Origin of the sequence: Clostridium sp. (genome assembly GCF_016650035.1) — a bacterium.
Lineage (GTDB): Bacteria > Bacillota > Clostridia > Clostridiales > Clostridiaceae > Clostridium_AD.
In genome coordinates this window covers 1-24,665 of sequence record NZ_JAENWM010000014.1, presented here as the reverse complement: position 1 = coordinate 24,665, position 24,665 = coordinate 1, and the positions used below count along the sequence as shown (strand labels likewise).

The 24,665-nt window shown below is 30.2% G+C and carries 20 protein-coding genes, 1 pseudogene and 1 other annotated feature; of the genes and pseudogenes, 16 read left to right on the top strand and 5 right to left on the bottom strand.

Features of this window, described 5'->3' with window-relative positions:
* Window positions 1-134: 134 nt before the first annotated feature.
* From rnmV to JJD95_RS05145, 5 genes are all read left to right on the top strand, one after another.
* The gene (gene rnmV / locus JJD95_RS05165) at window positions 135-698 is read left to right on the top strand and encodes a ribonuclease M5 (protein WP_291641037.1); all 564 of its coding nucleotides are present in this window, start codon (window positions 135-137) and stop codon (window positions 696-698) included.
* Complete coding sequence (gene rsmA, locus JJD95_RS05160; protein WP_291641035.1) at window positions 679-1,515, top strand: 16S rRNA (adenine(1518)-N(6)/adenine(1519)-N(6))-dimethyltransferase RsmA; 837 nt, start codon at window positions 679-681, stop codon at window positions 1,513-1,515. The genes rnmV and rsmA overlap by 20 nt, the downstream gene beginning before the upstream one ends.
* Before the next feature lie 77 nt (window positions 1,516-1,592).
* On the top strand, window positions 1,593-2,771 hold the full coding sequence (locus JJD95_RS05155; protein ID WP_291641033.1) for a hypothetical protein: 1,179 nt from the start codon (window positions 1,593-1,595) through the stop codon (window positions 2,769-2,771).
* Between the two features lie 172 nt (window positions 2,772-2,943).
* The gene (locus JJD95_RS05150; RefSeq protein WP_291641032.1) at window positions 2,944-3,468 is read left to right on the top strand and encodes a hypothetical protein; all 525 of its coding nucleotides are present in this window, start codon (window positions 2,944-2,946) and stop codon (window positions 3,466-3,468) included.
* A 114-nt stretch (window positions 3,469-3,582) separates the two neighbouring features.
* A complete protein-coding gene (locus JJD95_RS05145) occupies window positions 3,583-4,413 on the top strand; it encodes a hypothetical protein (protein WP_291641030.1) in 831 nt (276 codons plus the stop codon).
* A 70-nt stretch (window positions 4,414-4,483) separates the two neighbouring features.
* On the opposite strand, the gene JJD95_RS05140 is transcribed toward JJD95_RS05145, so the two are convergent.
* From JJD95_RS05140 to JJD95_RS05130, 3 genes are all read right to left on the bottom strand, one after another.
* On the bottom strand, window positions 4,484-4,663 hold the full coding sequence (locus JJD95_RS05140; protein ID WP_291641028.1) for a hypothetical protein: 180 nt from the start codon (window positions 4,661-4,663) through the stop codon (window positions 4,484-4,486).
* Between the two features lie 215 nt (window positions 4,664-4,878).
* Window positions 4,879-5,079, bottom strand: coding sequence for a cold-shock protein (locus JJD95_RS05135; RefSeq protein ID WP_291641026.1), 201 nt, complete (start codon window positions 5,077-5,079; stop codon window positions 4,879-4,881).
* Window positions 5,080-5,217: 138 nt separating this feature from the next.
* Window positions 5,218-5,853, bottom strand: a complete 636-nt coding sequence (locus JJD95_RS05130; RefSeq protein ID WP_291641025.1) for an MBL fold metallo-hydrolase — start codon at window positions 5,851-5,853, stop codon at window positions 5,218-5,220.
* A gap of 316 nt (window positions 5,854-6,169) precedes the next feature.
* Here JJD95_RS05130 and JJD95_RS05125 point away from each other — a divergent pair, with 316 nt between their 5' ends.
* Window positions 6,170-7,105: an N-acetylmuramoyl-L-alanine amidase gene (locus JJD95_RS05125; RefSeq protein ID WP_291641022.1), complete on the top strand. Its 936-nt coding sequence runs from the start codon at window positions 6,170-6,172 to the stop codon at window positions 7,103-7,105.
* Window positions 7,106-7,195: 90 nt separating this feature from the next.
* On the opposite strand, the gene JJD95_RS05120 is transcribed toward JJD95_RS05125, so the two are convergent.
* Entirely contained in the window at window positions 7,196-9,094 is a 1,899-nt protein-coding gene (locus tag JJD95_RS05120) for a glutamine synthetase (RefSeq protein ID WP_291641112.1), read from the bottom strand.
* A 423-nt stretch (window positions 9,095-9,517) separates the two neighbouring features.
* Window positions 9,518-9,737: a binding site (T-box leader), on the top strand.
* A 50-nt stretch (window positions 9,738-9,787) separates the two neighbouring features.
* Here JJD95_RS05120 and ileS point away from each other — a divergent pair.
* The 4 genes from ileS (at window position 9,788) to JJD95_RS05100 (ending at window position 18,790) form a co-directional block, all read left to right on the top strand.
* Complete coding sequence (gene ileS / locus JJD95_RS05115) at window positions 9,788-12,889, top strand: isoleucine--tRNA ligase (RefSeq protein ID WP_291641021.1); 3,102 nt, start codon at window positions 9,788-9,790, stop codon at window positions 12,887-12,889.
* 198 nt (window positions 12,890-13,087) lie between these two features.
* Window positions 13,088-14,086 carry a LacI family DNA-binding transcriptional regulator gene (locus tag JJD95_RS05110; RefSeq protein WP_291641019.1) on the top strand — a complete coding sequence of 333 codons (999 nt, stop codon included), beginning with the start codon at window positions 13,088-13,090 and terminating at the stop codon, window positions 14,084-14,086.
* A 102-nt stretch (window positions 14,087-14,188) separates the two neighbouring features.
* Window positions 14,189-18,268, top strand: coding sequence for an AAA domain-containing protein (locus tag JJD95_RS05105; RefSeq protein ID WP_291641016.1), 4,080 nt, complete (start codon window positions 14,189-14,191; stop codon window positions 18,266-18,268).
* Window positions 18,269-18,403: 135 nt separating this feature from the next.
* Window positions 18,404-18,790 (top strand): HipA N-terminal domain-containing protein, encoded by a 387-nt coding sequence (locus tag JJD95_RS05100; protein WP_291641014.1) that lies wholly within the window; start codon window positions 18,404-18,406, stop codon window positions 18,788-18,790.
* Between the two features lie 116 nt (window positions 18,791-18,906).
* Here JJD95_RS05100 and JJD95_RS05095 read toward each other — a convergent pair whose 3' ends face one another.
* Window positions 18,907-19,092 carry a hypothetical protein gene (locus tag JJD95_RS05095; protein ID WP_291641012.1) on the bottom strand — a complete coding sequence of 62 codons (186 nt, stop codon included), beginning with the start codon at window positions 19,090-19,092 and terminating at the stop codon, window positions 18,907-18,909.
* 198 nt (window positions 19,093-19,290) lie between these two features.
* On the opposite strand from JJD95_RS05095, the pseudogene JJD95_RS05090 reads away from it, so the two are divergent.
* From JJD95_RS05090 to JJD95_RS05065, 6 genes and pseudogenes are all read left to right on the top strand, one after another.
* Window positions 19,291-19,557, top strand: a pseudogene (locus JJD95_RS05090) (sugar phosphate nucleotidyltransferase); the annotation flags it as partial.
* Between the two features lie 446 nt (window positions 19,558-20,003).
* Window positions 20,004-20,225, top strand: a complete 222-nt coding sequence (locus tag JJD95_RS05085; RefSeq protein WP_291641010.1) for a transcriptional regulator — start codon at window positions 20,004-20,006, stop codon at window positions 20,223-20,225.
* A 2-nt stretch (window positions 20,226-20,227) separates the two neighbouring features.
* Window positions 20,228-21,172 carry a hypothetical protein gene (locus JJD95_RS05080; protein ID WP_291641008.1) on the top strand — a complete coding sequence of 315 codons (945 nt, stop codon included), beginning with the start codon at window positions 20,228-20,230 and terminating at the stop codon, window positions 21,170-21,172.
* Between the two features lie 37 nt (window positions 21,173-21,209).
* A complete protein-coding gene (locus JJD95_RS05075; protein ID WP_291641006.1) occupies window positions 21,210-21,569 on the top strand; it encodes a hypothetical protein in 360 nt (119 codons plus the stop codon).
* Window positions 21,570-21,584: 15 nt separating this feature from the next.
* Window positions 21,585-22,742 carry a hypothetical protein gene (locus JJD95_RS05070; RefSeq protein WP_291641004.1) on the top strand — a complete coding sequence of 386 codons (1,158 nt, stop codon included), beginning with the start codon at window positions 21,585-21,587 and terminating at the stop codon, window positions 22,740-22,742.
* Between the two features lie 225 nt (window positions 22,743-22,967).
* Window positions 22,968-24,485 carry a type I restriction-modification system subunit M gene (locus JJD95_RS05065; protein ID WP_291641002.1) on the top strand — a complete coding sequence of 506 codons (1,518 nt, stop codon included), beginning with the start codon at window positions 22,968-22,970 and terminating at the stop codon, window positions 24,483-24,485.
* Window positions 24,486-24,665: the final 180 nt, after the last annotated feature.

Genomic DNA, 24,665 nt, shown 5'->3' with positions numbered 1-24,665 from the left:
GTAATTAAAAGAAATACTAAATAATATCTGTGGTTTTTATAGTTGTAGAATAAATGTAATAACTTAGTTTATTATAATATGGGAACTAACAATTTAAAGACAGTATAATACAAAAGAGCGATTAGGAGGACATTATGATTAAAGAAGTAATAGTAGTTGAAGGAAGAGATGATATTACAGCGATTAAAAGGGCAGTAGAGGCTGAACTTATTGCTGTAGGGGGATTTGGAATCAATGAAAAGATAATTAATAAAATAAGAGAGGCTCAAAAGCGAAAAGGGGTAATAATTTTTACTGATCCAGATTTTGCAGGAGAGAAGATAAGAAGAATTATTACCAAAAGAGTAGCTAATGTAAAGCATGCATACATATCTCAGAAGGATGGTACCAAAGATGGAGACATAGGAGTTGAAAACGCATCACCTGAAACGATATTAAGGGCGCTTGAAGCTGCTAAATTTGAAGTTCAAGATATAAGAAAAGAGTTTAATATAGGCGATATGATATTTTTCAAGTTAACAGGTGATAGTAGATCAAAAGACAGGCGTGATGCGTTAGGAAATGAGCTAGGTATAGGATATGGTAATTGCGCTCAATTTATAACTAGGTTAAACAATTATGGCATTATAAAAGAAGAATTTATAGAGGCTCTTAAAAAGATAGAAAAGGAGATGAACTATGGAAAACTTAACGATTAGTGAGGTTGCAAGGAAATATGATTTTAAGTTTAAAAAAGGACTGGGCCAAAATTTTTTAATAGATGATTCTGTGCTGGAGGATGTTGTAGAAGGAGCGGATGTTAATAATGAGGACTTTATTATTGAAATAGGACCGGGGTTTGGAACCTTAACTAGAGCACTATTAAAAAGAGCTAAAAAAGTCTGTGCTATAGAACTAGATGAAAAACTTTTTCCCATTTTAAAAGAGGAACTTAAAGATTTTAATAACTTTGAACTTATTCATAAAGATGCTCTAAAGGTAGATTTTAATGAACTTATGGGAGATGAAAAATCCGTAAAGCTAGTAGCTAATTTGCCATATTATCTTACAACTCCAATAATTGTTAATTTGCTTACAAAGGGGTACAATTTTAAATCTTTGACCATAATGATACAAAAGGAAGTTGGAGTAAGAATTGATTCTGATCCAAATTGCAAGGCTTATGGAGCATTTTCGATATTAGTTCAATACTACTGTGATACGAAAATTTTACGATTAGTGCCACCATCAGCATTTTTGCCGCAGCCTAAGGTAGAATCTATTGTTATTAGATTGGATAGATTAGCAGAACCTAAAGTTAAGGTTAAAGATGAGGCATTATTCTTTTCTATAGTAAGACAATCTTTTAATATGAGAAGGAAAACATTATGGAATGGTGTTAAAAATATGGGCGTTAGTAAAGAGGATTTAGAAAAATGTTTTGAAAGGGCAAATATTGATCCGAAGAGAAGAGGGGAAACTCTATCACTTCAAGAATTTGCTACACTTTCAGATGAAATAGGCCTTGTAAAATAAATTTTCAGATATTGTTCATTTTTTATTATATCTTTCATATATTATAATGAGTAAGTTTTATATGGAGGTAAAAGAAGGTGACACCAAAAAAAAATTATAGTAGGTATTTTATTATATTACAAGAAGACGAGAAAGGTTATTCTTTAGACTCTGAAAAAATTCCTTCTGGCTATGCTAAGCTCGAAATGAAAAGCAATAAATGTAAGATTTCATACTATGTGCAGAACTTAAGGAAAGAAAAACAACCTTATTACATGATTTTAATATGTGGTAAGAAAGATGTGAATAAAATTATAAAGCTGGGTAAATTGAACATAGACGATTATGGTCGGGTAGATATTTCCCATGAATATGATATGGAAAATATAGCGGATACTGGTATATCTGCTGAGAAAATTATTGGAGCCGCAATTGTGAAGTTTCTAGACAACAATGTAGTCTCTATAATGAGTGGGTTTTCAACAACAGACAAACCGAATGAATGGAGAAACTATAAATTAGCAGATGTTAATAATGAAAAGAAAGAAATAAGAACAGAGGCGATTATTAATGAATTTGATGAATATGAACAAAACATCGAATTAATTAAAGTGGAAAGTGATGATAAAGCATCCCAGAATGATGAAGTTCAAAAGGCTGTAGTTAAAGAAGTAGATAATGACCAAAGAGAAGATGTTAAGACTATTAAATATGTTGAAAATATTGTAAATGTGGAAAATGTAGGGAATGTAGAGAATGTAGAAAAATTAGACGAATTAGAATGGGAAAGCAAAGCTAGTCAGTCCGAAGATGATTATGAAATAGATAGACATAAGCATAAGAAACAAGATGAATATCCTACAGGGACTATGGGGGATTTCTTTAAGGAAGTAGCAAAAGATTTTGAAGAAGTGCCTGATTTTTCTAAGGAAATCAAATGGTGTAAGTGGTATAAGGTACCTGTGAATAACTTAGAGAATATGTATGATTTTAGTGATTATAATAAATATACAATAGCATATTATCCTATGATTTATTATTACCCATATATTAGAAACCATAAATATTTTATGCTAGGATATAAATGTGATTCTAGTGGGAAAATGAAATATATTGTTTATGGGATACCTGGAAGCAGAGCTAAAGTTCATCAGCCTTATGGAGGAAAAACTGGATTTGTGACTTGGGTCCAAGATAAAAACAGTGATGTAATGGGACATTGGCTCATGTTTTATGATCCTAAAAAATCTACCATTGTTGTCCCTATAAAGAAATAATATATATGAGAAAAAAGTGCAACTATATAATTTAGTTGCACTTTTATTTTTTTAATATTTCTTTAATATACATCATATAGTATAGTAATATTAATATGTGTGGAGGGGTACGCTTACGATTATATTTATAAATAAAAGAAAATTAGGAATTTTAGTAATACTACTAGGACTTATGATTACTCTTATAGGTATATCAAAACAGTTTGAGGATAAGTTGAAAACTACTATTCTTGTAGAGAACAATATTACTTTATCGGATAATTATGAGGCTTTAGACGGAAAAATAAGTTATAAATTACCAGGAGGATGGACAGTAAAAGAAAAAAAGTTTCCTGGTGGCGAAATTATTTATCACAATGATTTCCAATCATCGGATGCAGTAATTCACGGATTTGTAGAAGTATGGAAGAGTAATCAAGATTTAAAAAAATTTTTAGATAAGAGTAAAAAAATATCTGAGGAGCAAAATGTAATTAGAAATTATAAAATAGATAGCATTATGATGAATGGTAAAAAAACATATTTAGTGCAATACCTAATAAATGTAACTGATAATAATTGGTACAAGGCCTATGAATATTTTATTGACGATGAGGGTAAGTTTTATAGATTTTCATTTTTTACAAGAAATGTTAATTTTAAAGAAGCTTATGGTGCAATTTTTGAAAGCATAATAGAAACTTTTAAAGTTAATTAAATTTGCTTAAAGGTTCTTTGTGTATTATAATTTATTTGATTGCATTCCAAAAAAAAGAATTAAAAACGACACACAATTTTTAATTCTTTATGAGAGTGGCAAGGAGGATAACAAATGCACAAAAATAAGAACAAGCTCATTATGGTTTCTTTTATCCTTATAGTTGCATTTATGTTTACAGGATGTAAAAGTTTTGATGGTATCAAAGTAAAGTTAGGACTTAAAAATAATGATTTTGAGTACATTAAGCAGGGAAGAATTAAAAAAATAATAATACAAAGTACTAGAGACAAAAGCTTTAGATTTGTGGTTACGGATGAAATAGCGATAAAAGATATGTATGAAATTTTATCGTCATCTAAAGTAGTTACTGAGAAGTCAACTTTGGATTCAGATTATATATTTGAAATGTATGAGGGAGTAGATAAAATTCATCAGTTTAACTATATAGCCGGCCTTGATAAAAAAGATGGAGCTAACTTATACAGTGAAGACAAAAGCTATATTGTATCTAAAAGAATTGACAATGATATTATACAAAACTTTTGGAATATTAGAAAGCCTATAGATTTTAAAACGGTATATTATGATTCGATTTTAAAGGTACTTGATAATTATTTTAAAGAAGAGGTTGTGAATAAAAAAATACTGCTTGATATAAGCGAAGATAATGAAGCAGCTAAATTTATACTATCAACTGATTTAGAATCCTTTAAAAGTAAGCTGCTTAGCGATTTTAATACACAGTTAGTAAACGATAGTAATACAAAATCAGATGTGTTAATAAAGGTTAAAACGGAAGGATATAAATCTGCTATATATAAATCTATTTTGACAATTACAAATTCACTGAATGAGAAAGAAAAGATATATTATATAGTGGCTAAATATGATAGTAGTTGGAACATTGAAATTTTTGAAGATAAAAAGCCTGATGAGTTTTAGTTATATTATAACAAAAATAAAAAACAGTATCTCAAGTTAAATGGATGCTGTTTTTTACTATTAAAATTTTTTAAAAAAAATTTTCCATTTTATCGTTATGCATATTAGTAAAAACACCAAGATTTATATCGACTGAATCTCCTATTTTTGAATTTTTAGGTAAATGAGAGACACTTATATCCATAGTAGTTCCATCTACGAAATTTATAAAAGCATCTGTATTATTCATATCTATTATCTTTCCAAACATTATAAAACATCCTTTCATAAACTATAAATTATCTTTATAGTTTTAGCAAAGAGGACTTTTATATTCAGAAATTATTAATTTTTTTATGAATAATACAAATCAGACTATTTAGATATTTATAGATAGTCTTATACATAAATTAAAAAACACCTATCACAAAGTGATAGGTGTTTTTTCTATAACTTAATTATATTATAGAATACATAAGATTTTAATTATAATTTAGTAACGTTAGAAGCTTGTGGTCCTCTAGCTCCAGTAGTTATTTCGAATTGAACTTGTTGGCCTTCTTCTAAAGACTTATATCCGTCTCCTTCAATAGCTGAAAAATGTACGAATACATCCTCTTCTCCTTCTATGGATAAAAAACCAAACCCTTTTTCTGAATTAAACCATTTAACTATACCTGTTTTCATATAACTTTCCTCCTGAATAAAAAAATTTGTAACATCTGTAACCTAACTACTATAATACTACACTTTAGTAGATTTTTAAATAGATATACGAAAAAAAATATTATTGATGCATTTACATTATTTGTTTTAGGGCACATGCTATATATGATTTAATATTTTTACAGACATTGATTCCTTTATTTCACCAGTGATCTCTAAGGTATTGCTATCTGTTTTTGAGGCGTTTTTCATATACATAAGGAATGTTTCTACCCCATCTAAGGGAAAGGATATTAGTGAAGTTTTATAGTGCATAGGTATAACTATTTTAGGATTCATTTTTTTAGTAATTGAAAATGCTTCCTTTGCATCAATTGTATAATTACCACCAACTGGGATAAACAATATATCCACATTACCAATGGCGTCTAAATCATCATCTGAAAGAATGTGACCTAAATCCCCTAAATGACATAAAGTGTACTCATCCATTCTAAAAGTAAAAATTATGTTATCACCTCGTTTTAAACCATTATCTTTGTCATGAAAAGAAGGAATTCCTTTTATAGGTATATCATAGACATAGAACATCCCAATTTTATCTAATATTTTATAAGTACCTTTTATATCCTTGCAATAATTATGATCAAAATGCTGGTGGCTTATAGTTACTATATCTGTACTGCCTTTATATGTCTCATATCCTAAAGTAGGGTCAAATGGATCTGTTAAAAGTTTTCGGCCTTTTAAATCTTCTAAGATAAAGCATGATTGACCTAGCCAAGTTATTTTCATTTTAATCTCCTTTTATTTAAAATTAAATTTATATTTTACAATAAATATATAAGACGGTGAAAGAATATTTTAAATTTTTATTTATTATTTAATTATTGCACATTTCTTAGAGGAATATACACTATAAAAGTGAAAAGATTGACTTTAAATGAAAGTTTTAAATATATTAAAAGGAATTTTAAAAAATCATGGAGATGCCAATAAATATATAGTATAATAAACTCATAGTTGATACCAAAATTTACATTCATACTTAAAATTATCTAAATAATGATATAAATAAGTATGAGAAATAAAATGACTTAGGGGGGTCTATGTGAAAAATATCTTTAAAGCAATTATATTTACAATTTTAACTGTTACATTAAGTGTATCTATGCAAAAAACAGTTAAGGCAAGCACTTATACAGATATGGGAACTAAAAGTAATGTGGTAGTTACTAAAGAGTGGACAGTGAATTTTAATGAAGATTTAATGGCTACCAGTGTTAATACCACAAATATTAAGGTGATTTCCCAAACTAATAATTACATTGATATTAAAGTTAGTTTAGCTAATAACAATAAAAGTGTAATAGTAAAACCTGTAAAAAATTATGAGCCTAATAAGACATATACTTTAATAGTGACACAAAAGGTTAAGTCTGCAGTTGGAAATCCTCTTCCTAAAGAAGTTAGAATGAATTTCACTACGGAGACAAGCTACAAAATAGTTCTAGATGCAGGTCATGGAGGAAGTGATCCAGGAGCTATAGGGCCATCAGGAGTTCAAGAAAAAAAAGTAGCACTAGCTATTACTTTAAAAATAGGAAATATATTAGTTAAGAATGGTGTTGAAGCTATTTACACAAGAGAAAATGACACTTACTTAACGCTTCAAGAAAGATGTGATGTTTCAAACAACGCTAGACCAAATTATTTTGTAAGTACTCACGCTAATGCGTTTACAAGTTCCGCGGTCAGTGGCATTGAAACTTATTATTTCCCAGGAAGTGTAGCTGGAGAAGAACTGGCGGAGGCGATCCAAACTGAGTTAATCAAAGAAACTGCCAGATATGATAGAAAGATTAAGCCAGCAGATTTTTATGTTTTAAGTCATACAGATGCTGCGGCTATATTGGTAGAAACATCATTTATTTCTAATGAAGAAGAAGAAAAACTATTAATTACAGATGCTTACCAAAATAAATTAGCTAAGGCAATTTCAACGGGTATTCTTAAGTGTTTAGGAATAACTAATATATTGTACTAATTGTTTGTATTGTCAGAATTATAATAAAAAAATCACCTCCATAGTATTTCTACTATGGAGGTGATTTTTTTATAATTCACAATATAGAATTTAAATATCTAATAGATTTTTTTTGTAATTTACATAATAAGCTCTAAGAGCATCCATTTGTAAATCTAATTCTATTTGTAACTTAGAAAGTTCAGGGTAGTCTTTAGTTTTGGAAGCTTCCTTTATTTTAGTAAATAGGCTGGTTTTAGAATAAGTGTCTTTCATAAGAGAATGTCTTAGATCATTAATTTTTTGCCAATTGTCCAAATCTAAATCCAAAGCCTTTTCAGGAGTATGAAGCATTTTAGAATGCCTAATTTCTGATGCATAATCATTTAGTATTCTATTATTTATTTCAGTGATCCATCTTGTTTCCGTTGCCATTTTAAAGCTGTTAAGTAAACTTTCAGTAAATACATCCCCTACTTTAAGTATTTCTAGCTTTTCAGGATAGTCATCTAATCCAAGAAGATTTTCGTAGATAGTTTTAGGTGCTTTTCCAAAATATTCTGCGCGCTCATCGTCAGTATAGAATTCAAAAACATCTTCCTCACTTCTGTAAGCTCTATTTTTCTCTAAATAATCGCTGTCGTCTCCTGGTGCTTTAGATAATTCACTTAAAAGGTCATCTTCATTTTTATTGTTCTTAATGGCGTAGGTAAGACCATCAAGAATGCCCATATATATAGCAGCTATAGTAATATAGCAATTAGTATGTGGGTTTGGAGCTCTAAGCTCAAATCTTGTAGCAAGAGGATTATCAAGGTCTCTTATTAGGGCTAGAAGTATAGATCTATTTCTTGATGGGACATCTACGCTATGACCAAGAGAAGTTACTACGCAAACAGGAGCCTCGAAACCAGGTTTTAATCTTCTTAAGGAATCATTTGTTGGAGAAACAAATGGATTTATTACTTCGTAATTTTTAAGAATACCCATAGCAGCGGCGTAACCAATATTACTTAAAAAGTGTTTTTTGGTTGAAGTAAATAAGTTAACTCTCTTACCGCTTTTTAATTTTACGGCTACTCCAATATGAGTATGTTCACCACTTCCTGCTACATCATGCACTGGTTTTGCTAAAAAGTTAACATCTAAACTGTTACGTCTGAAGGTTTCTTTTACTAAATTTCTTATAAATAGCTCATTATCCGCTGATTGAAGAGCATCAGAATATTTCCAATCTATTTCAAGCTGTTCCATAATATGAGTAAGTGAACCAGTTTCGCCTATTTTAGCTTTTACGCCACCAACCTCTTTATGACCCATTTCAGGTTCGAAACCATATTTACCCATTAAAAGGAGAGATTGTTCCATGGCAGTTCGAACACTTCCTTTAAGTCTGCTCCAGTATTGCTCTTTAAGTACTTGAGAGGTAGATAGCTCTTCTATGTGAGCCCTATCATTAGGTGTTTTTACCCAGAATTCAAGCTCTGTAGCGGAAGTAAGTAGGATCTCATCAATATCTTCATACTTAAAATCAAAGGAATCTAAAGATGAAGGGTATTTTTTAAATAAATCATTTAGAGTTGTTTTGAAACATTCCACGGATTTCTTTAAGATAGATCTTGAATCCACTGGGATATCATTATGTAGTAGGAAACATGGGATTTTTAAAGTTCCTATTGGTAATTCTGTTTCAGGGTCAATATTTTCATAATTATAGTCAATGAACCAGTTGCAATCAAGATCTGCTAGCATGTCTGTTTTAGCATTGTTTAAAGTTGCGATTCCAGGCAATACTACAGAAGAACCGTCAGTTTGAATAGCTCCTTTAGAGAAAGCACCAATGTCATCTAAAAATATCTTCATTGGAATTCTTTCATCAGTGTCATTTCCAGATAAATCAATACCTACTAGGGAGACGAATTTCACCTCAGTGTGGGCAAGTAAAATCTCTTTGAGATCTTTTTCAAGATGTTTTTCTTTAGGAATTACATAAATTAAATTTTTCAAAATATTAGTCCTCCTTTAAATATATATTTAATATTTAGAAGCCGCCTAAGGCGACTACATTAGCATTTTAAAAAATAGAACGTGTTTGGTGTTAAACTAAATGAATGTTATAAATAAACTGATTTTATTACAAAAATGAAAGTTTGTCAATAAAAAAATTCACTATTTGCATTTTTTTTTATACAAATCATGAAATTTTGCAAGATGATACAAAGAAAAATTCATTTTTGTAAACGGTTGCTGTATTTATTTATATTTCGAAATATCATAAATATAATGCTTATTTAAGAAAATTATATCATATTATTATATCACATATATATATATGTTTTTGAATACATTAGAAGAACATTAAATCCCAAAAAAAATTGACAATAAAAATTCATTATAATATAATGATAAAAAGTGTATATTAATTATCGTGAGCAAAAGGCTATGATTAGGAGAAGTATTTAAACAGGTAACTTACAGAGAGTGGGGTATGATGTGAACCCATAGTGAAAGTTTGAAGAAAATCACCTATGAGCTGAAGGGCTGAAAATTTAGTAAGCTTATCCGTATTTCTGCGTTAAAGGATAAAGTATCATCATACTTTAGTGTATATTTATGGCATAGGTGGCATAACGAATTTTACTTCGTCCTATTTTAGGGTGAGGTTTTTTTATATTTAAAAGGAATATTGAAAGGAGTTTTATTATGTACAAAAAAAATGATTCTTCCAAAAGTTTTATGGACATGGAAAAAGACATACTTAAGCTTTGGAAAGAAAAAGATATTATTCAAAAGAATTTTGATTTAAATGAGGGCAAAGAGAATTTTACTTTTTATGATGGTCCACCGACAGCTAATGGGAAGCCGCATATAGGGCATGTGTTGACAAGAGTTATGAAGGATATAATCCCAAGATATAAGGTAATGAAGGGATATAATGTTCCTAGAAAAGCGGGTTGGGATACTCATGGCTTACCAGTAGAACTTGAAGTTGAAAAAAGACTTGGAATTGATGGTAAACCTGGAATAGAAGCTTATGGAGTAGAAAAATTTGTAACGGAATGTAAGAATAGTGTTTTTAGCTATGTTAATATGTGGGAAGAGATGTCTGAGAGAGTAGGATTCTGGGTAGATATGAAAGACCCATATGTAACTTATCATAACGATTATATCGAATCAGTTTGGTGGGCGTTAAAGCAAATGTGGGATAAGGACTTATTATACAAAGGACATAAAGTAATGCCTTATTGCCCGAGATGTGGGACTTCACTATCTTCTCATGAAGTAGCACAAGGATATAAGGATGTAAAAGAAGCTTCAGCTTACGTGAAATACAAAATAAAAGATGAAGAAAAGTATATACTTGTTTGGACTACAACACCTTGGACACTTCCAAGTAATGTAGCACTTGCAGTAAATCAAAAATATGATTATGTTGAAGTAACCCAGGAAGATGAACATCTAATACTTTCAAGAGAGTTACTAGGTAAACTAGAGGGAGAGTACGAAGTTGTACGTGAATTTAAAGGTAAAGAACTTTTAGGAGTAGAATATGAGCAAATGTTTAAGTTTTATACTCCAAAAGAAAAAGCATTCTATGTAGTTCACGGAGATTTTGTAACACTATCAGATGGTACAGGTATAGTTCATATTGCACCTGCTTATGGTGAAGACGATAACTTGCTTGGAAAACAATATGATTTACCACTTATTAATTTAGTTGATGTAGAAGGTAAGTTTATTGATTGCGTTACTCCGTGGAAGGGTATTTTTGTTAAAGATGCTGATGCTAAGATATTAGAGTACTTAAAAGAAAATAATGTTTTATATAAATCAGAGAAATTTACACATTCATATCCACATTGCTGGAGATGTGATACACCACTTTTATATTACCCAAGAGAAAGTTGGTTTGTAAGAATGTCTTCAGTAAGAGACAAACTATTAGAAAATAACAATAAAATAAATTGGATGCCAGATAACACAAGAACAGGAAGAATGGGTAAATTCCTTGAAGGAGTTATAGATTGGAGTATAAGTAGAACTAGATATTGGGGAACTCCACTTCCAATTTGGGAATGTGAATGCGGCCATCGCGAAATGATAGGAAGTATAGCAGAACTTAATGAAAAGGGAATTGATGTGCCAGAAGGAATAGAACTTCATAAACCATTTATAGATAAGGTACATGTTAAGTGTCCAAAATGTAATAAATCTATGACTAGGGTAGAAGAAGTTATTGACTGCTGGTTTGATTCAGGATCAATGCCATTTGCACAACATCATTACCCATTTGAAAACAAAGAATTGTTTGAAGCAAATTTTCCAGCCCAATTTATTTCAGAGGCTGTAGATCAAACAAGAGGATGGTTCTATACATTACTTGCGATATCAACTACTGTGTTTGATACAAACCCATTTGAAAACTGTATAGTACTCGGACATGTGTTAGATAAAGATGGACTAAAAATGTCTAAGCACAAAGGAAATGTTCTAAGTCCATTTACTGTGCTTGACAATCAGGGGGCAGACGCTCTGAGATGGTATTTCTATACTGCAAGTGCGCCATGGCTTCCTTCAAGATTTTATGAGGCTGCAGTTATTGATGCACAAAGGAAATTCATAGGAACATTTTGGAATGTATACTCATTCTACATTCTATATGCTGAATTAGATAGCTTTGACCCAACTAAATATGAGGATTTTGTAGCTGAGAATATTATGGATAAATGGATGATGTCAAAACTAAATTCACTAGTTAAAAATATAGATGAACATTTAGAAAATTATAGAATAACTCAAGGTGCTCTTGAACTTGAAGCCTTTGTTGATGAGCTTTCTAACTGGTATGTAAGACGTAATAGATCAAGATACTGGGTAGAGTCCCTTACAGATGATAAAATTGGTGCTTATATGACATTGTATAGAGTTATAGTAACATTTGCTAAACTGTCTGCTCCATTTATACCATTTGTAACAGAAGAGTTATATCAAAACCTAGTAGTGGCATTGGACAAAAATGCACCAGAAAGTATTCATTTATGTTCTTTCCCTAAATATAATGAAGACCAAGTGGATAAAGAATTAGAGGATGAAATGGATAAAGCATATAAGACGGTTAAACTAGGAAGAAGTGCAAGAAATGCTGCAAATATAAAAAACAGACAGCCACTTGCTAAAATGCTAGTTAGTCTAGGAAATCTGCCAGAATATTATGGAGATATAGTAAAAGAAGAACTTAACATTAAAGAAGTAGAGCTAGGAGCCGATCTTTCTAAATATGTTCAATTTGAAATAAAACCAAACCTACCAGTGCTAGGTAAGCCATATGGTAAATTAATACCTGGTATAAGAAAAGCTATAGGGGCGATGAACCAAATGGAGCTTGCTCAGACTATAAATAAGGGCGACGTAGTTACTATAAATGTAGGGGGAACAGAAATAGAACTCAACAGCGAAAGATTACTTGTTACAATGCAAGGACTTTCCGGCTATGCGTTTGCTGGGGAAGGCGAAATGGGAGTGGTTTTAGATACAAACATAACGCAGGAACTTAAAGAAGAAGGAAACGTACGTGAGATCTTAAGTAAGATTCAAAATATGAGAAAAGAAAGTGGTTTTGAAGTTGCTGATAAGATTAAAATTTACGTATCGGGAAATGAAATGCTTCTAAATGTAATTGCGAAGTTTGAAGATCAAATTAAACGTGATACTTTAGCAGTAGAAGTTCTATACAACGCCAAAAGAGAATACGCGCAAGTTAAGATAAATGGCGAAGATTTAGAATTAGATTTAGAAAAAATATAATTATAATCATTTTTGAAAGTATGTGGTAATTGTCACATACTTTCTTTTTTGACATAAAAAATTGCAAATAATGTTATAAAAAAGTTTTTTTGGGGAAACATTATAATTATACTAAAAAGTTAAGATAAATTATAACTTGAAAAAATTAGTTTTTATAAGTATAATGATAAGATAAGAAAATACTAGGAGTTGAGAAATATGGCTGCTTCAATAAAAGATGTTGCAAGAGAAGCGGGAGTTTCTATTGCAACAGTATCAAGGGTTTTAAATAACATTGATGTTGTAAATGAAGATACTAAGAAAAAAGTAAGAGACGCTATAAAAAAATTATCATATAGACCTAATATAGTTGCGAGAAGCTTAAAAACACAAAAATCTAGCACAATAGGTATTATTATACCGGATATATCCAACCAATTTTATCCTGAAATCGTTAGGGGTTGTGAGGATGTAGCTAATATTTATAATTATAATATTATGCTTTGTAATGCAGATTTAGATGTAGAAAAGGAAATGGAAGCTCTAAGAATACTTAAAGAGAAAATGATAGATGGAGTTATATATATGAGTAATTCCATAGAAAATAATGTTGTAAGTTTAATTAAGGACCTAGAAATGCCAATAGTTCTTGTAGAAACTACAGATACTGATGGTATATTCCCTAGTGTCTCAATTGACAATGTAATGGCAGCAAGTGATGGAGTGAAATATTTAGCAAATAAGGGTAACAAAAATATTGCATATATAGGAACCACTACAGAAAAAATCAATGCACAATCTAGAAGATACATAGGCTACAAAAAAGCATTAGAGGAACTGGAAATAAAATTTAATCAAGATCTAGTTTATTGTGGTGGAGGTAAGGCTAGAGATGGATACGTAGGAATTAATGCTATATTAGATAAGGGTGTAAAGGTAGACGCAGTATTCTGTGTTAGTGATGAAATTGCTATGGGAGTAATAAATGCATTAAGAGATAGATCAATTAATGTACCGTGCGATGTAGATGTCATGGGTTTTGATGATATTTATTCAGCTTCAATATTCTATCCTAAACTTACAACAGTATCTCAACCAATGTATGACATGGGCTCTGTAAGTATGAGAATGCTTATAAAATCTATAAATAATTTAACGGTTGATGAGAAACATTTTGTGTTACCCTATGGAATAGTGGAGAGAGATTCCTGTAAATAATAAAAAGTCTTGTTAAAACCCATTGTGGTTTAATAAGACTTTTTACATTATCTGCAGAGAAATAATATATATATTATATTATAAGTTGGAGGTAGTAAAGGTTTGAATATAAATAGTAAAGTAGAGAAAATATTTTCATATTTATTAAGTATTAAAAATATGAACCAAAAGACTATAAGAAATATTAATGAATATGAAAAAGTATATTGGCAAAAGACGCTTCAAAATATTTGCGGGTGTACTTTTAATAATGATGAAAATAAGGATTACTGGTTCAGCATAGATGATAGTGCAGAAAAGTTATATAGTGAGTTTCAGAAAACATATTTACAATTAGAAAAAAATAGTGAGGATTTAGAGATGGTTTGGGCAAATGGCCTTTTAACTTGGCGAAAGGAAGGGAAAGAAATAGTTCACCCTATCTTTACAACTAAGATGGAAATAAAATTTGATTCAATTAAAAAAATATTTACTCTAAATCCATATAATAACCAAACTAATGTGGAACTTGAGTTTTTAAATGAATATCTAGAGGTAAACTTAGATAATTTATTAACACTTCGAAATAAAGCGAAAAACATGGCCTTGGATGTTAGAAATATTGAAACCGCTTCAAAAATTTTTGAAGAGATAGCTGCACTTTTGAAATCTCCAATAGAGGGGGGTTACATCAATGAAGTATCCTGCCAGGTTGATTTAAAAATTGATACCAATATACAATTTTACAATGCACCTTGCATAATCCTTCGAAAGGTAGATACAAGACTTTGGAATATGGAGTTAAATGATGTATTATCTCAAATAAGAAGTGGATTTCCTATTCCTAAAACTATAGAGGCACTAGTCTCTGAGGAAGAATTAGTACAAGATATTCAGACTATTGAGGAGTGGAAGGAAGTAGGACAAGATGTGCTGTTTCCACTTCCTGCAAATGAAGAACAAATGGAAATAACTAAGAAACTGGCTGAAAACTTTGGTATAGTTGTACAGGGGCCACCAGGTACTGGTAAAAGCCATTCTATAGCTAATCTAATATGTCATCTTTTGGCTCATGGGAAAAGGGTACTTGTGACAAGCCAAACAGACAAAGCATTAAGGGTTTTATCTGATAAAATACCTGAAGAAGTTAGGGCACTATGTATTAGCATACTAGGTAATGATAAAAAATCATTAGAAGAATTGGACGAGTCTGTTAGGAAAATAACAGAAAATTTATCTATGGATACTAAAGAGTTACGAAAGGAAATCAAACTCTTAAAATATAAACATAGTGAGGGCCTAAAGGTACAAGAAAATTTATATAAGGAAATAAAATGCATTGAAGATAGAGAAAATGAGAAGGTAGAATACGAGGGTCAAAAATATACCTTAATGCAAATGGCTAGCTTTGTTAAAAATAATGAAGAGGCTCATCACTTTATAGTTGACAAGGTGGAATTTAATAGGGCGAATCCATTGTGCAATGAAGACTTTAAAAAGTTAGTTTCGTTGCTTGATCTAATCAAAAAAGATCAAATGGATGAAATAAACAACATAGATAGGTGCGTGGCAGTTCTGCCTAATGTAAATGATTTGTGTGATAGAATATCAAAATTATTTAAATTAGAACAGGAGCTACATATTTATGAGAATAATATAAAAAATTGGAATAATACAAGTTCTATAAATTACGGAAATAGAAGGTTACTAAAATTTGTAGATGATGCCATAGAAACACTAGAAGGATTCGAAGATAACTGGCTAAATGAGGTTATGAAAAATTATTATTCTAGTACCCAGGCGCAAGCACCTTGGAAAAAGTTAGCTTCTAAATGTAATGAATATATAAAAAATATAGGTGAAATTAAGTGCGAACTAAATAATCATAAACTTGAAATACCAAAGGATGTTGATTTAAACATATTTAAAAATGACTTTGATGTTATAGCAAAAACAATCCTTGAAAAGGGTAAAATAGGAGGTGTGTTTAAGTTTCTTCATGGGAAACTTAAATATATATTTGAAGGATGCACGGTGGATTATGAACTTATAAATAATAGTGAACAAATAGTGGTTGTAGATTTATTTATAAAATTGCAACTATTGCAAAGAGAACTTAAGAGTCTTTGGAACAATACAGTAAAAGAATATGGTGGAGTGTTTATAGATGAATCAAATTTAAACTATATAACGGAAGTGGCGAAAGAGATTAGAAATATTGAAATCATCATGGAGTGGGACAATGACTTTAGGAATAACATAATTAATTTTCTGCCAGATAAATATTTAACTGAAAATTTATCTTGGTACCAAAAGGAAACATACGTTTATCTTAAAAATGGGTTTGAGAGTTTAAGCAGTATAAATAGGTATAATAAATTAAGTGGTGAAATAGAAGAAATAAAGACAAGCACAAGCAGCGTAGGATGCCTCGGGAAACTGCACAATGCTATAAATACAAGAAGCATAAGTGATATTCGAGCTGCTTATATGGAGATAGATAGTTTAACTCAGTTAGTACCCATGGTTTTAGAGTTAACAGAATTAAGCAAAAAGATAGAAGGATGTTGTCCTATATTATTCCAAAGTATGATAAACCGTGAAGAAACACTCATGATAGAGTTACAAAATTTAAATTGGGAAAAAACATGGCAGTGGAAAAAATGGAATGATTATTTGTGCGAATTACAACAAGTGGATGTAGAAGAATTAGAGAAGAATATAGCACATCAAAAAATCAAAGAAAAATATATAATAAGAGAACTTGTTTCTAAAAAAAGTTGGCTTAACCAAATAGAACGAACTACTGAGGTTCAGAAGAGAAGCTTATTCACTTGGATGGAAGCCATAAAGAGGATAGGAAAAGGTACAGGCACCCAGGCAGTAAAGTATAGAAAAATCGCACAAAAAGAGATGGAGAATTGCAAGGACGTTATTCCTGTATGGATTATGCCAATCAATAGAGTCATGGAAAATTTAAAGCTTACAGATAATCTGTTTGATGTAGTAATTGTGGATGAAAGCAGTCAAAGTGACGTATCAGCTATAACAGTATTAATGAGGGCTAAAAAAGCAATAATAGTAGGCGATGAAAAGCAAATAAGTCCCGAAGCTATTGGAAAAGACCATGTGGTTGTAGAAACTTTGATAGAAACGTATTTAGAAGGTATCCCACATGCGCAGTGGTTTGATTTAAAAACAAGTTTATACAATACGGCTTTAAGGGTGTTTCCAAGTAGGGTATTATTAAAGGAACACTTTAGATGTGTGCCAGAGATAATTGGATTTAGTAATGCATTATGTTATTCTAATGAAATAATTCCTTTAAGAAGAATTGATGCTGCTGAAAAAGTTGGACAATTTATAGTGCCATATAAAGTTATAGAAGGCTGTAAGGATGAAAATAAGGCGTTAAACGTATGTGAGGCAGAGTGTATTGTAGAGAAGATAATAGAGTGCTGTAGTAATGATAGGTATAAGGGAATGACGATGGGAGTTATATCACTTTTAGGAGACACTCAATCGGAATTTATACAAGCCTCCTTAGTAGAAAAGCTTGGAATGGAGGAAATGCTACAAAGAAGACTTATATGTGGGGATGCTTATTCCTTTCAAGGGGATGAGAGAGATGTAATGTTCCTCTCCATGGTCATAGCAAACAATGCTAAATTTACGGCCCTAACAAAGGGATCTGATATAAGAAGATTTAATGTAGCTACCAGTCGTGCAAGAAATCAAATGTGGCTATTTCATTCTGTAGACTTAGAAGACCTTAATAATAAATGTGTTAGGTACTCCTTGCTTAAATATTGTCTAGAGGGAAATGAACTAAGGGAAGAAACTAAATCTGATGAATATTTACTATTAAATGATTTTGAAGAGCGTATAGCGAGCAGTATAAAAGAAAGCGGATTTAAGCTTACACCAAAGGTAAAAGTAGGGAAATACACAATAGATTTTGTTGTAGAAACAGATTTATGTTTAGAACAGCAGAGGAGTGGTCAATATAAAAAAATAGCAGTAAAATGTATTGGGATGCCTGCGGATGAAGATTACAATTGGCAAAAGCAGTATGAAATGCAAATGTGTCTTGAAAGAATGGGATGGGAATTTCATAAAATACGCGCCAGTGAATTTTATAGAAATCCAAGTGAAGTTATGGAAAAATTAAAACAAAAAATAAACAAAAATGTAATTAGATAGACAATATATTTGTTGAAATTCTATAGTACGACATGATAGTACAAGAAAATTTGACCTTGTGCAGTTTTTCTGGTTTGATATTTTTTATATAGTTAGTATAATAATAATATAGAAATTTTAATATAGATGAGAGGGATGGCTAGCGAAGTGGAGAATATAATATGGATGATATGGAGAAACGAACAAGAGGAATGTTTTAAAGTAGGTGAATTGTGTAGGAATGGTGAAAAATATTATTTTAAATATGATGCTGAGGGTGTAAGAAAAGCCAAGGAGTATGGATTTTCTCCATTACCGCAGTTCCCAAGATTAGATGTAGAGTATTTTAGAGAAGAATTATTTACTTCATTTTCACATCGTCTTCCTTGTAAAAGGGATGCAAACTCTGTCTTAAAGGAGTATAAACTTAAAGAATATGATGTATTTGAATTACTAAAAAGAAGTGGAGGCAAAACCACAACAGATAGTTTGGAATTTGTTTCGCCTTTTAATGAAGAGAGTATTAATTTGGATTTAAAATAAATATCCCTAAATAAAAGTGTGTAAAATGAAAATATATATTTTCATTTTACACACTTTTTAGTTTAAGTTTAACGACATTTCAGAAGGAAAGTCTCCAACTTCTATAAGTAGGAATATTAAAACTCACTAAAGGTGTCTTTAGGATTTCTTTCGGATGTATCATTAGGGTCAGTTACTTTATTGGTGGGTTTGATATCATGACGTTCAAAGTGTCCTATGTTATCGGACAATGTCCCTAGCTCTCCATAGTAATCTTCATCAGGCATACCGTCAAAAGGGTAAGGTGTATTTTTAAGTGACATTATCTAATCCTTCCTTTCATAATATATTTTAAAAAAGCCTGGGTGAAAACAAAATTGATTTTCACTATATAGATTGGTTAAAAATCTATTAAATTATGCAAATAAACTATTGTAATCTAGCATTTATTAAAAATTGTTCTCACAACATGGACTACTGGCTCATAAAATGAAATGAGTAATAAGTTGGGGTGGTATTTTTTGCTATATGTACTAATATTAGCAGGTGGAAAAGGAACAAGACTTTACCCTCTATCTCGTGCGCAAAACCCTAAACAGTTTTTAAATATTATTAATAATAAGAGCTTTTTAAGAAGCACTGTGGATAGAATAAAATGTTTAGTTAGTAATGAGAATATTTATGTAGTTACCAATGAAGAGTATTTCGAAAAAATTTGCAGTGAACTTCCGGAGATCCGTAAATCTAATATATTTGTAGAGCCTAGTAATAAGGAGACCGCCTTATGCAGGACATAGGTCATATGGAAAAATGAGGGTATTGGTAATTGTGCTATTATCAATGAATACATAGATTAATGATAATATAATTTGTTAAGTATTAAAAAGAATTTAAAAGTGAATTTAGATGTTGCTTTAATCGAACATATGTTTTATTATATATATAAAGGTATATAATATTTTTTATATTTCTCAAAATTTCATATTTTATAAATTCCCAAAACTATTTATAAACTATTTATTATCCAAAAACTATCGGGAAAAGATACTGCTAAAATAATTTTAGCAAACCAATGTAGAGCTTTAGGTGTAAGTATGCCGTGGCGGTAACATTTGGTTAAATCTTTCGATAGTACAAAGGAGGTAGATAGTTTTTTTGTTGTCTTTAATTATTTAACTAAAATTACCTATTAAACATTTTAGAAAACAAGTAAGAACATAAACGGAGGTAGAACGTGCTTAATGAAAAAGAAAAAAGAATATTAGAGGCAATTGTAAAGTTCCAGACGGATAGGGGATATACGCCAACTATTAGAGAATTGCATGAACTGATCAATGGTAGTAATTCGATTTCTACTATTCATATTTATCTAAAAAAATTAGAAGAAGATGGGTATATAAAAAGAGAAAAGAGAGTTGCAAGAACAATAAAAATAATTAAGCATAGAGAGGAATGAACATGGCAAAGTTTATAATTTATACTGATGGAAACTATAGAAATAATAAGGGTGGATTTGGAGTAAAAATTATTAATACTGAAGATGATAAAGGATCAATAATTCTATATGGAAAATCGAAATCTAATGGTAGCTATCAAAGTGAAGTAGCAGCGGTAAGTGAAGGCTTGAATTTTTTTAATGAAAAAATAATACCAGTATTAAATGGACAAGAATATTTTATTGAATTAAGAATTGATTTATTGTCCATTATTAAAATTTTTAATTGTCACGGATATAAGAAAATTAAAAAAAGATTTAGTAATTCAGAAAGAATACCAAAGATTAATGAAAATCAAAGTGTGACTTTAAAACTTATTAATTTGTTTGATACTTTCGCAAAAGGATGTGTTAGATTTAAAAAAGTTAATAAGAAAGACATTAACAATGTGATTGTAGACAAATTTGCTGCTTTTGCAATAAAAAGTGAACCTATTGAAAGTTACGAACGTCATATTTTAATGCAGGAGCATGTGGAAGAAGCTTTAAGTGTTGTGGAGATGTCGGAACTGTCTAACTTTCATATTAATGAAGAATTAATCGATAAATCAATTAAGAATATTATAGAAAGTAGTAAGTTAATAGAGAAACAGGATACATTAATAAAATTGTATGCTGATAATAAGGTAAATACAATTATGGTACCTGTCAATAAAATTATAGTTACTGAAAGTATTCATTTGAATTGCAAAACAATGGCATATAACGGAGGTTTAAAGAAGATAGCTAAAACAGGCAATATTAGTAGGCCTGTTGTTGTTAGGGATATAGGTAATGGATATTACAGCCTTATATGTGGAGCTTTAGCTTTATTCAGTGCTAAAATTGTTAGTTTAGATGAAATTCCAGTATTGATAACTACCTTAAACATAGGAGATTTCAGAGAAAAATATAGTTTATATAATTAGTTTTATATTAAATGAGGATGGAAAGGGGTAGAAAAAAATGACAAACAAAAATATAGAGGATATTAATTTTTTTCAATTTGGAATTAAACTCAATACAATAAGCTTATCTGATGTTACATATAATGTGCCAAATAACTCTGGTATATATGTGATATATGAAAATAATAAAATGATAAAAATAGGACAAACAATGCACTTGAAAAACAGATTAGAGGGGTACTATGGATGTAAGAGAAATGATAGTGAGATTAATAAGTACATTACTTACTTGAACCGAGATAATATGGTAATTCAATGGATGGAATACGACAGTAAAAGTATTTCAGACATGGAAACTTTATTACAAAAGTTAGTTAGTTTAAGCGGTGTAGATTTATTGTGTTGGAAAAGAAAATAATAGGAGGAATTTAAAATGTCAGCTAAAATAGTGCTTAAAAATGATTTGATAAATAAAATTCCACATATGAGTGGAAAGCAATATAGTGAAATTTTAGAATTGGCGATAGGAAATATAATAAAATATGATGAAAACTTAAAAAAATTCAGCGTTTGTCGTAGAAGTCAATATCATAAATACTTATTATATATTCCAGTGTATGAGAATGGAATTAAAATAACTGAAAATGAGGAACAAAGAGTAAAGAGGCTTGAATTGAGGGATTCATTAATAAACAAATTTAGCAATACTGGCGTTCAGACTAAATTAACTGATGTTATGGACTACAGCAAATATATTTCTCGCAATATTGTAGTTGATATGCTGAATATTTCTAAAAAACATTTAGATGTAATAGCTAGTTCAACTGGTGTAATAAAATCTGTAATATACAAAAACAATAAATTTATCGAGAAAGAAAGCTTGTTATTATATTTAAGCCAAAATCATTTTACGGGAACTGGAGTGACAAATTATCAAATCATAGATGGATTAATAGGTGGTAATGAATATATAGAGGCATGGGAAAAGTTTTTGAATGTGGTGCCAGAAAATAAAAGAGTTGTTAAAGAGACTGATGTTTCCGAAGAGTTTAATAGCGAAGATATTTTTAATATTTTTAATATTTATGTTAGGATAATTGATGAAACACTAACTGAAGTTCCCAAATTATATCCTTTGAATATGTATGTGAAGAATTTTAACTTGGATCACCGGTCTTTATTAAGATACTGCGAAAAGGGTATAATTAATTACTATAAGATAGGAAATAAATATATGCTGTCTGAAGAGGATTATAATAATAGTTTTGAATTAATAAAGAAGTATAAAGATATTCCAATAAATAGAATAAAAATTGGAGGAAAAAAAACAAAATATCAACAATTGTTATTTGATATAGATATACCTCAATTGATACCAAATAAAAAGTTTGAACAGAATATGAAACCTATTGTGGTGAAGTATTTTGATTTATGTAAAATAAAAAAAGAAATTTTGAAGCTTAAAGAATATTATATGAAGAACAATTACGATAAATTAACATCTTCCATAGATAAACAAGATTTGGTATTAAATTATGAGCTTGAAAAGTTGATAAATAGCATAAAAGAAAAGGCACTAGAAGTATTATAATATAGTTGGATTTTAACCCGGATAGATTATTTATTAATCCTATTCGGGTTATTTTATATTTAAAGCATATATACATTCAATAGTGGCACTTTAGTTATTGTTCTGAACCAATTAATGCTATAATTAAGGTGAAATAGTTGAAAAATTATCTATTTAAAAAGGTTATTATTTAAAATAATAGAATATTAAAAGTATAGGAAAATACAGATTAAGAGGAGCATACAAATGGAAAAACTAACATTACAGAAATTAGAATCGACGCTGTTTTCAGCGGCTGACATTTTAAGGGGGGAGTTGGACGCTTCACAATACAAGGATTACATATTTGGACTACTTTTTTTAAAAAGATTAAATGACGAATTTGACGAACAAAGAGAAGATAGAAAGAATGATTTTATAGAGCAAGGGATGGAAGTAGAAGAAGTCAACATTATACTTGAGGACCCCTCAATCTATGAGACTTTTTATGTTCCAGAACAGGCGAGATGGGAAAAATTAAAGAATCTAAATTTAAATATAGGACCAGAACTTGATAAGGCCTTTAAAAGTCTCGAAGATGAACCTAAAAATTCAGAGTTAATTGGAGTCCTTACAACAGCTAACTATAATGATAAAGAACGTGTGCCCGATAAGAAACTATCGCAACTGTTACTTCTTTTAGATGATATATGTTTGGCAGATTCTAACCTTGAAAGCAATGACATATTAGGAGACGCCTATCAATATTTAATAAAAACATTCGCTGATGAAGGTGGAAAGAAGGGTGGTGAGTTTTATACTCCTACTCAAATAGTGAATATTATGGTTAATGTTCTTAAACCGCAAGAAGGGGATAGAATATATGATCCTACTTCTGGATCTGGCGGTATGTTGATCCAATCTATAAAATATATAAAAGAGCATAATGGAAATTCTAAAAATATATCACTTTATGGACAAGAAATAAACCTTTCTACTTGGGCGATTTGTAAGATGAATATGCTATTTCATAATGCAACAGGAGCAGATATTAAGAAGGGCGACACAATTAGAACACCAATGCATACAGAAGGTGGGGCTTTAAAAACATTTGATAAAGTCCTTGCAAATCCCCCGTTCTCCTTGAGTAATTGGGGTTTAGAAGAAGCTCAAGCTGACCAGTACCACAGATTTCCATATGGAATACCACCAAAGTCCTACGGAGATTTAGCATTTGTTTCTCATATGGTAGCAAGTTTGAATGCAAAGGGTAAAATGGCGTCTGTAGTTCCTCATGGGGTTTTGTTTAGAAGTGGTGCTGAAGGAAAGATAAGAGAAGGGTTCTTAAAAGATGATTTAATTGAGGCGGTTATTGGTTTACCTTCAAATATATTTTATGGAACAAGTATTCCGGCAGCTATTTTAATAATCAATAAGAATAAGCCAATTGATAGAAAAGAGAAGGTCTTATTTATAGATAGTAGTCAAGAGTTTGTTAAGGATGGTAATAAAAATAGATTAAGAGACGAAGATATAGATAACATAGTTAAGGTTTATGATGAATATAAAGATGTTGAAAAATATGCTGCGGTAGTAAGCATTTCTACTATTAAAGAAAATGACTATAACTTAAATATAAGCAGATATGTAGATATGAGTGAAGAAGAAATTGAAATTGATATTGAAGCAGTAATTGAAGAAATTAGGGAATTAAAAGAGAAAAGCTTTGAAACTGAAGAAAAAATAAATAAATATTTGGCTGAATTGGGCTTTGAAGGGATATAGTAGGTGAGTAAATGAGAGAAGGATATAAAATTACTGAATTAGTGTTGAACGTCAAATTATAACTAATTGAAAAGTCATTTTATTTCTATTATTAGTAGGTGATTTACGTCAGATTACCTCTAAGAAATCAATTTATAAATAAGAAAACATCATTTTATTAGTATAATTTGTTTTAGCCAG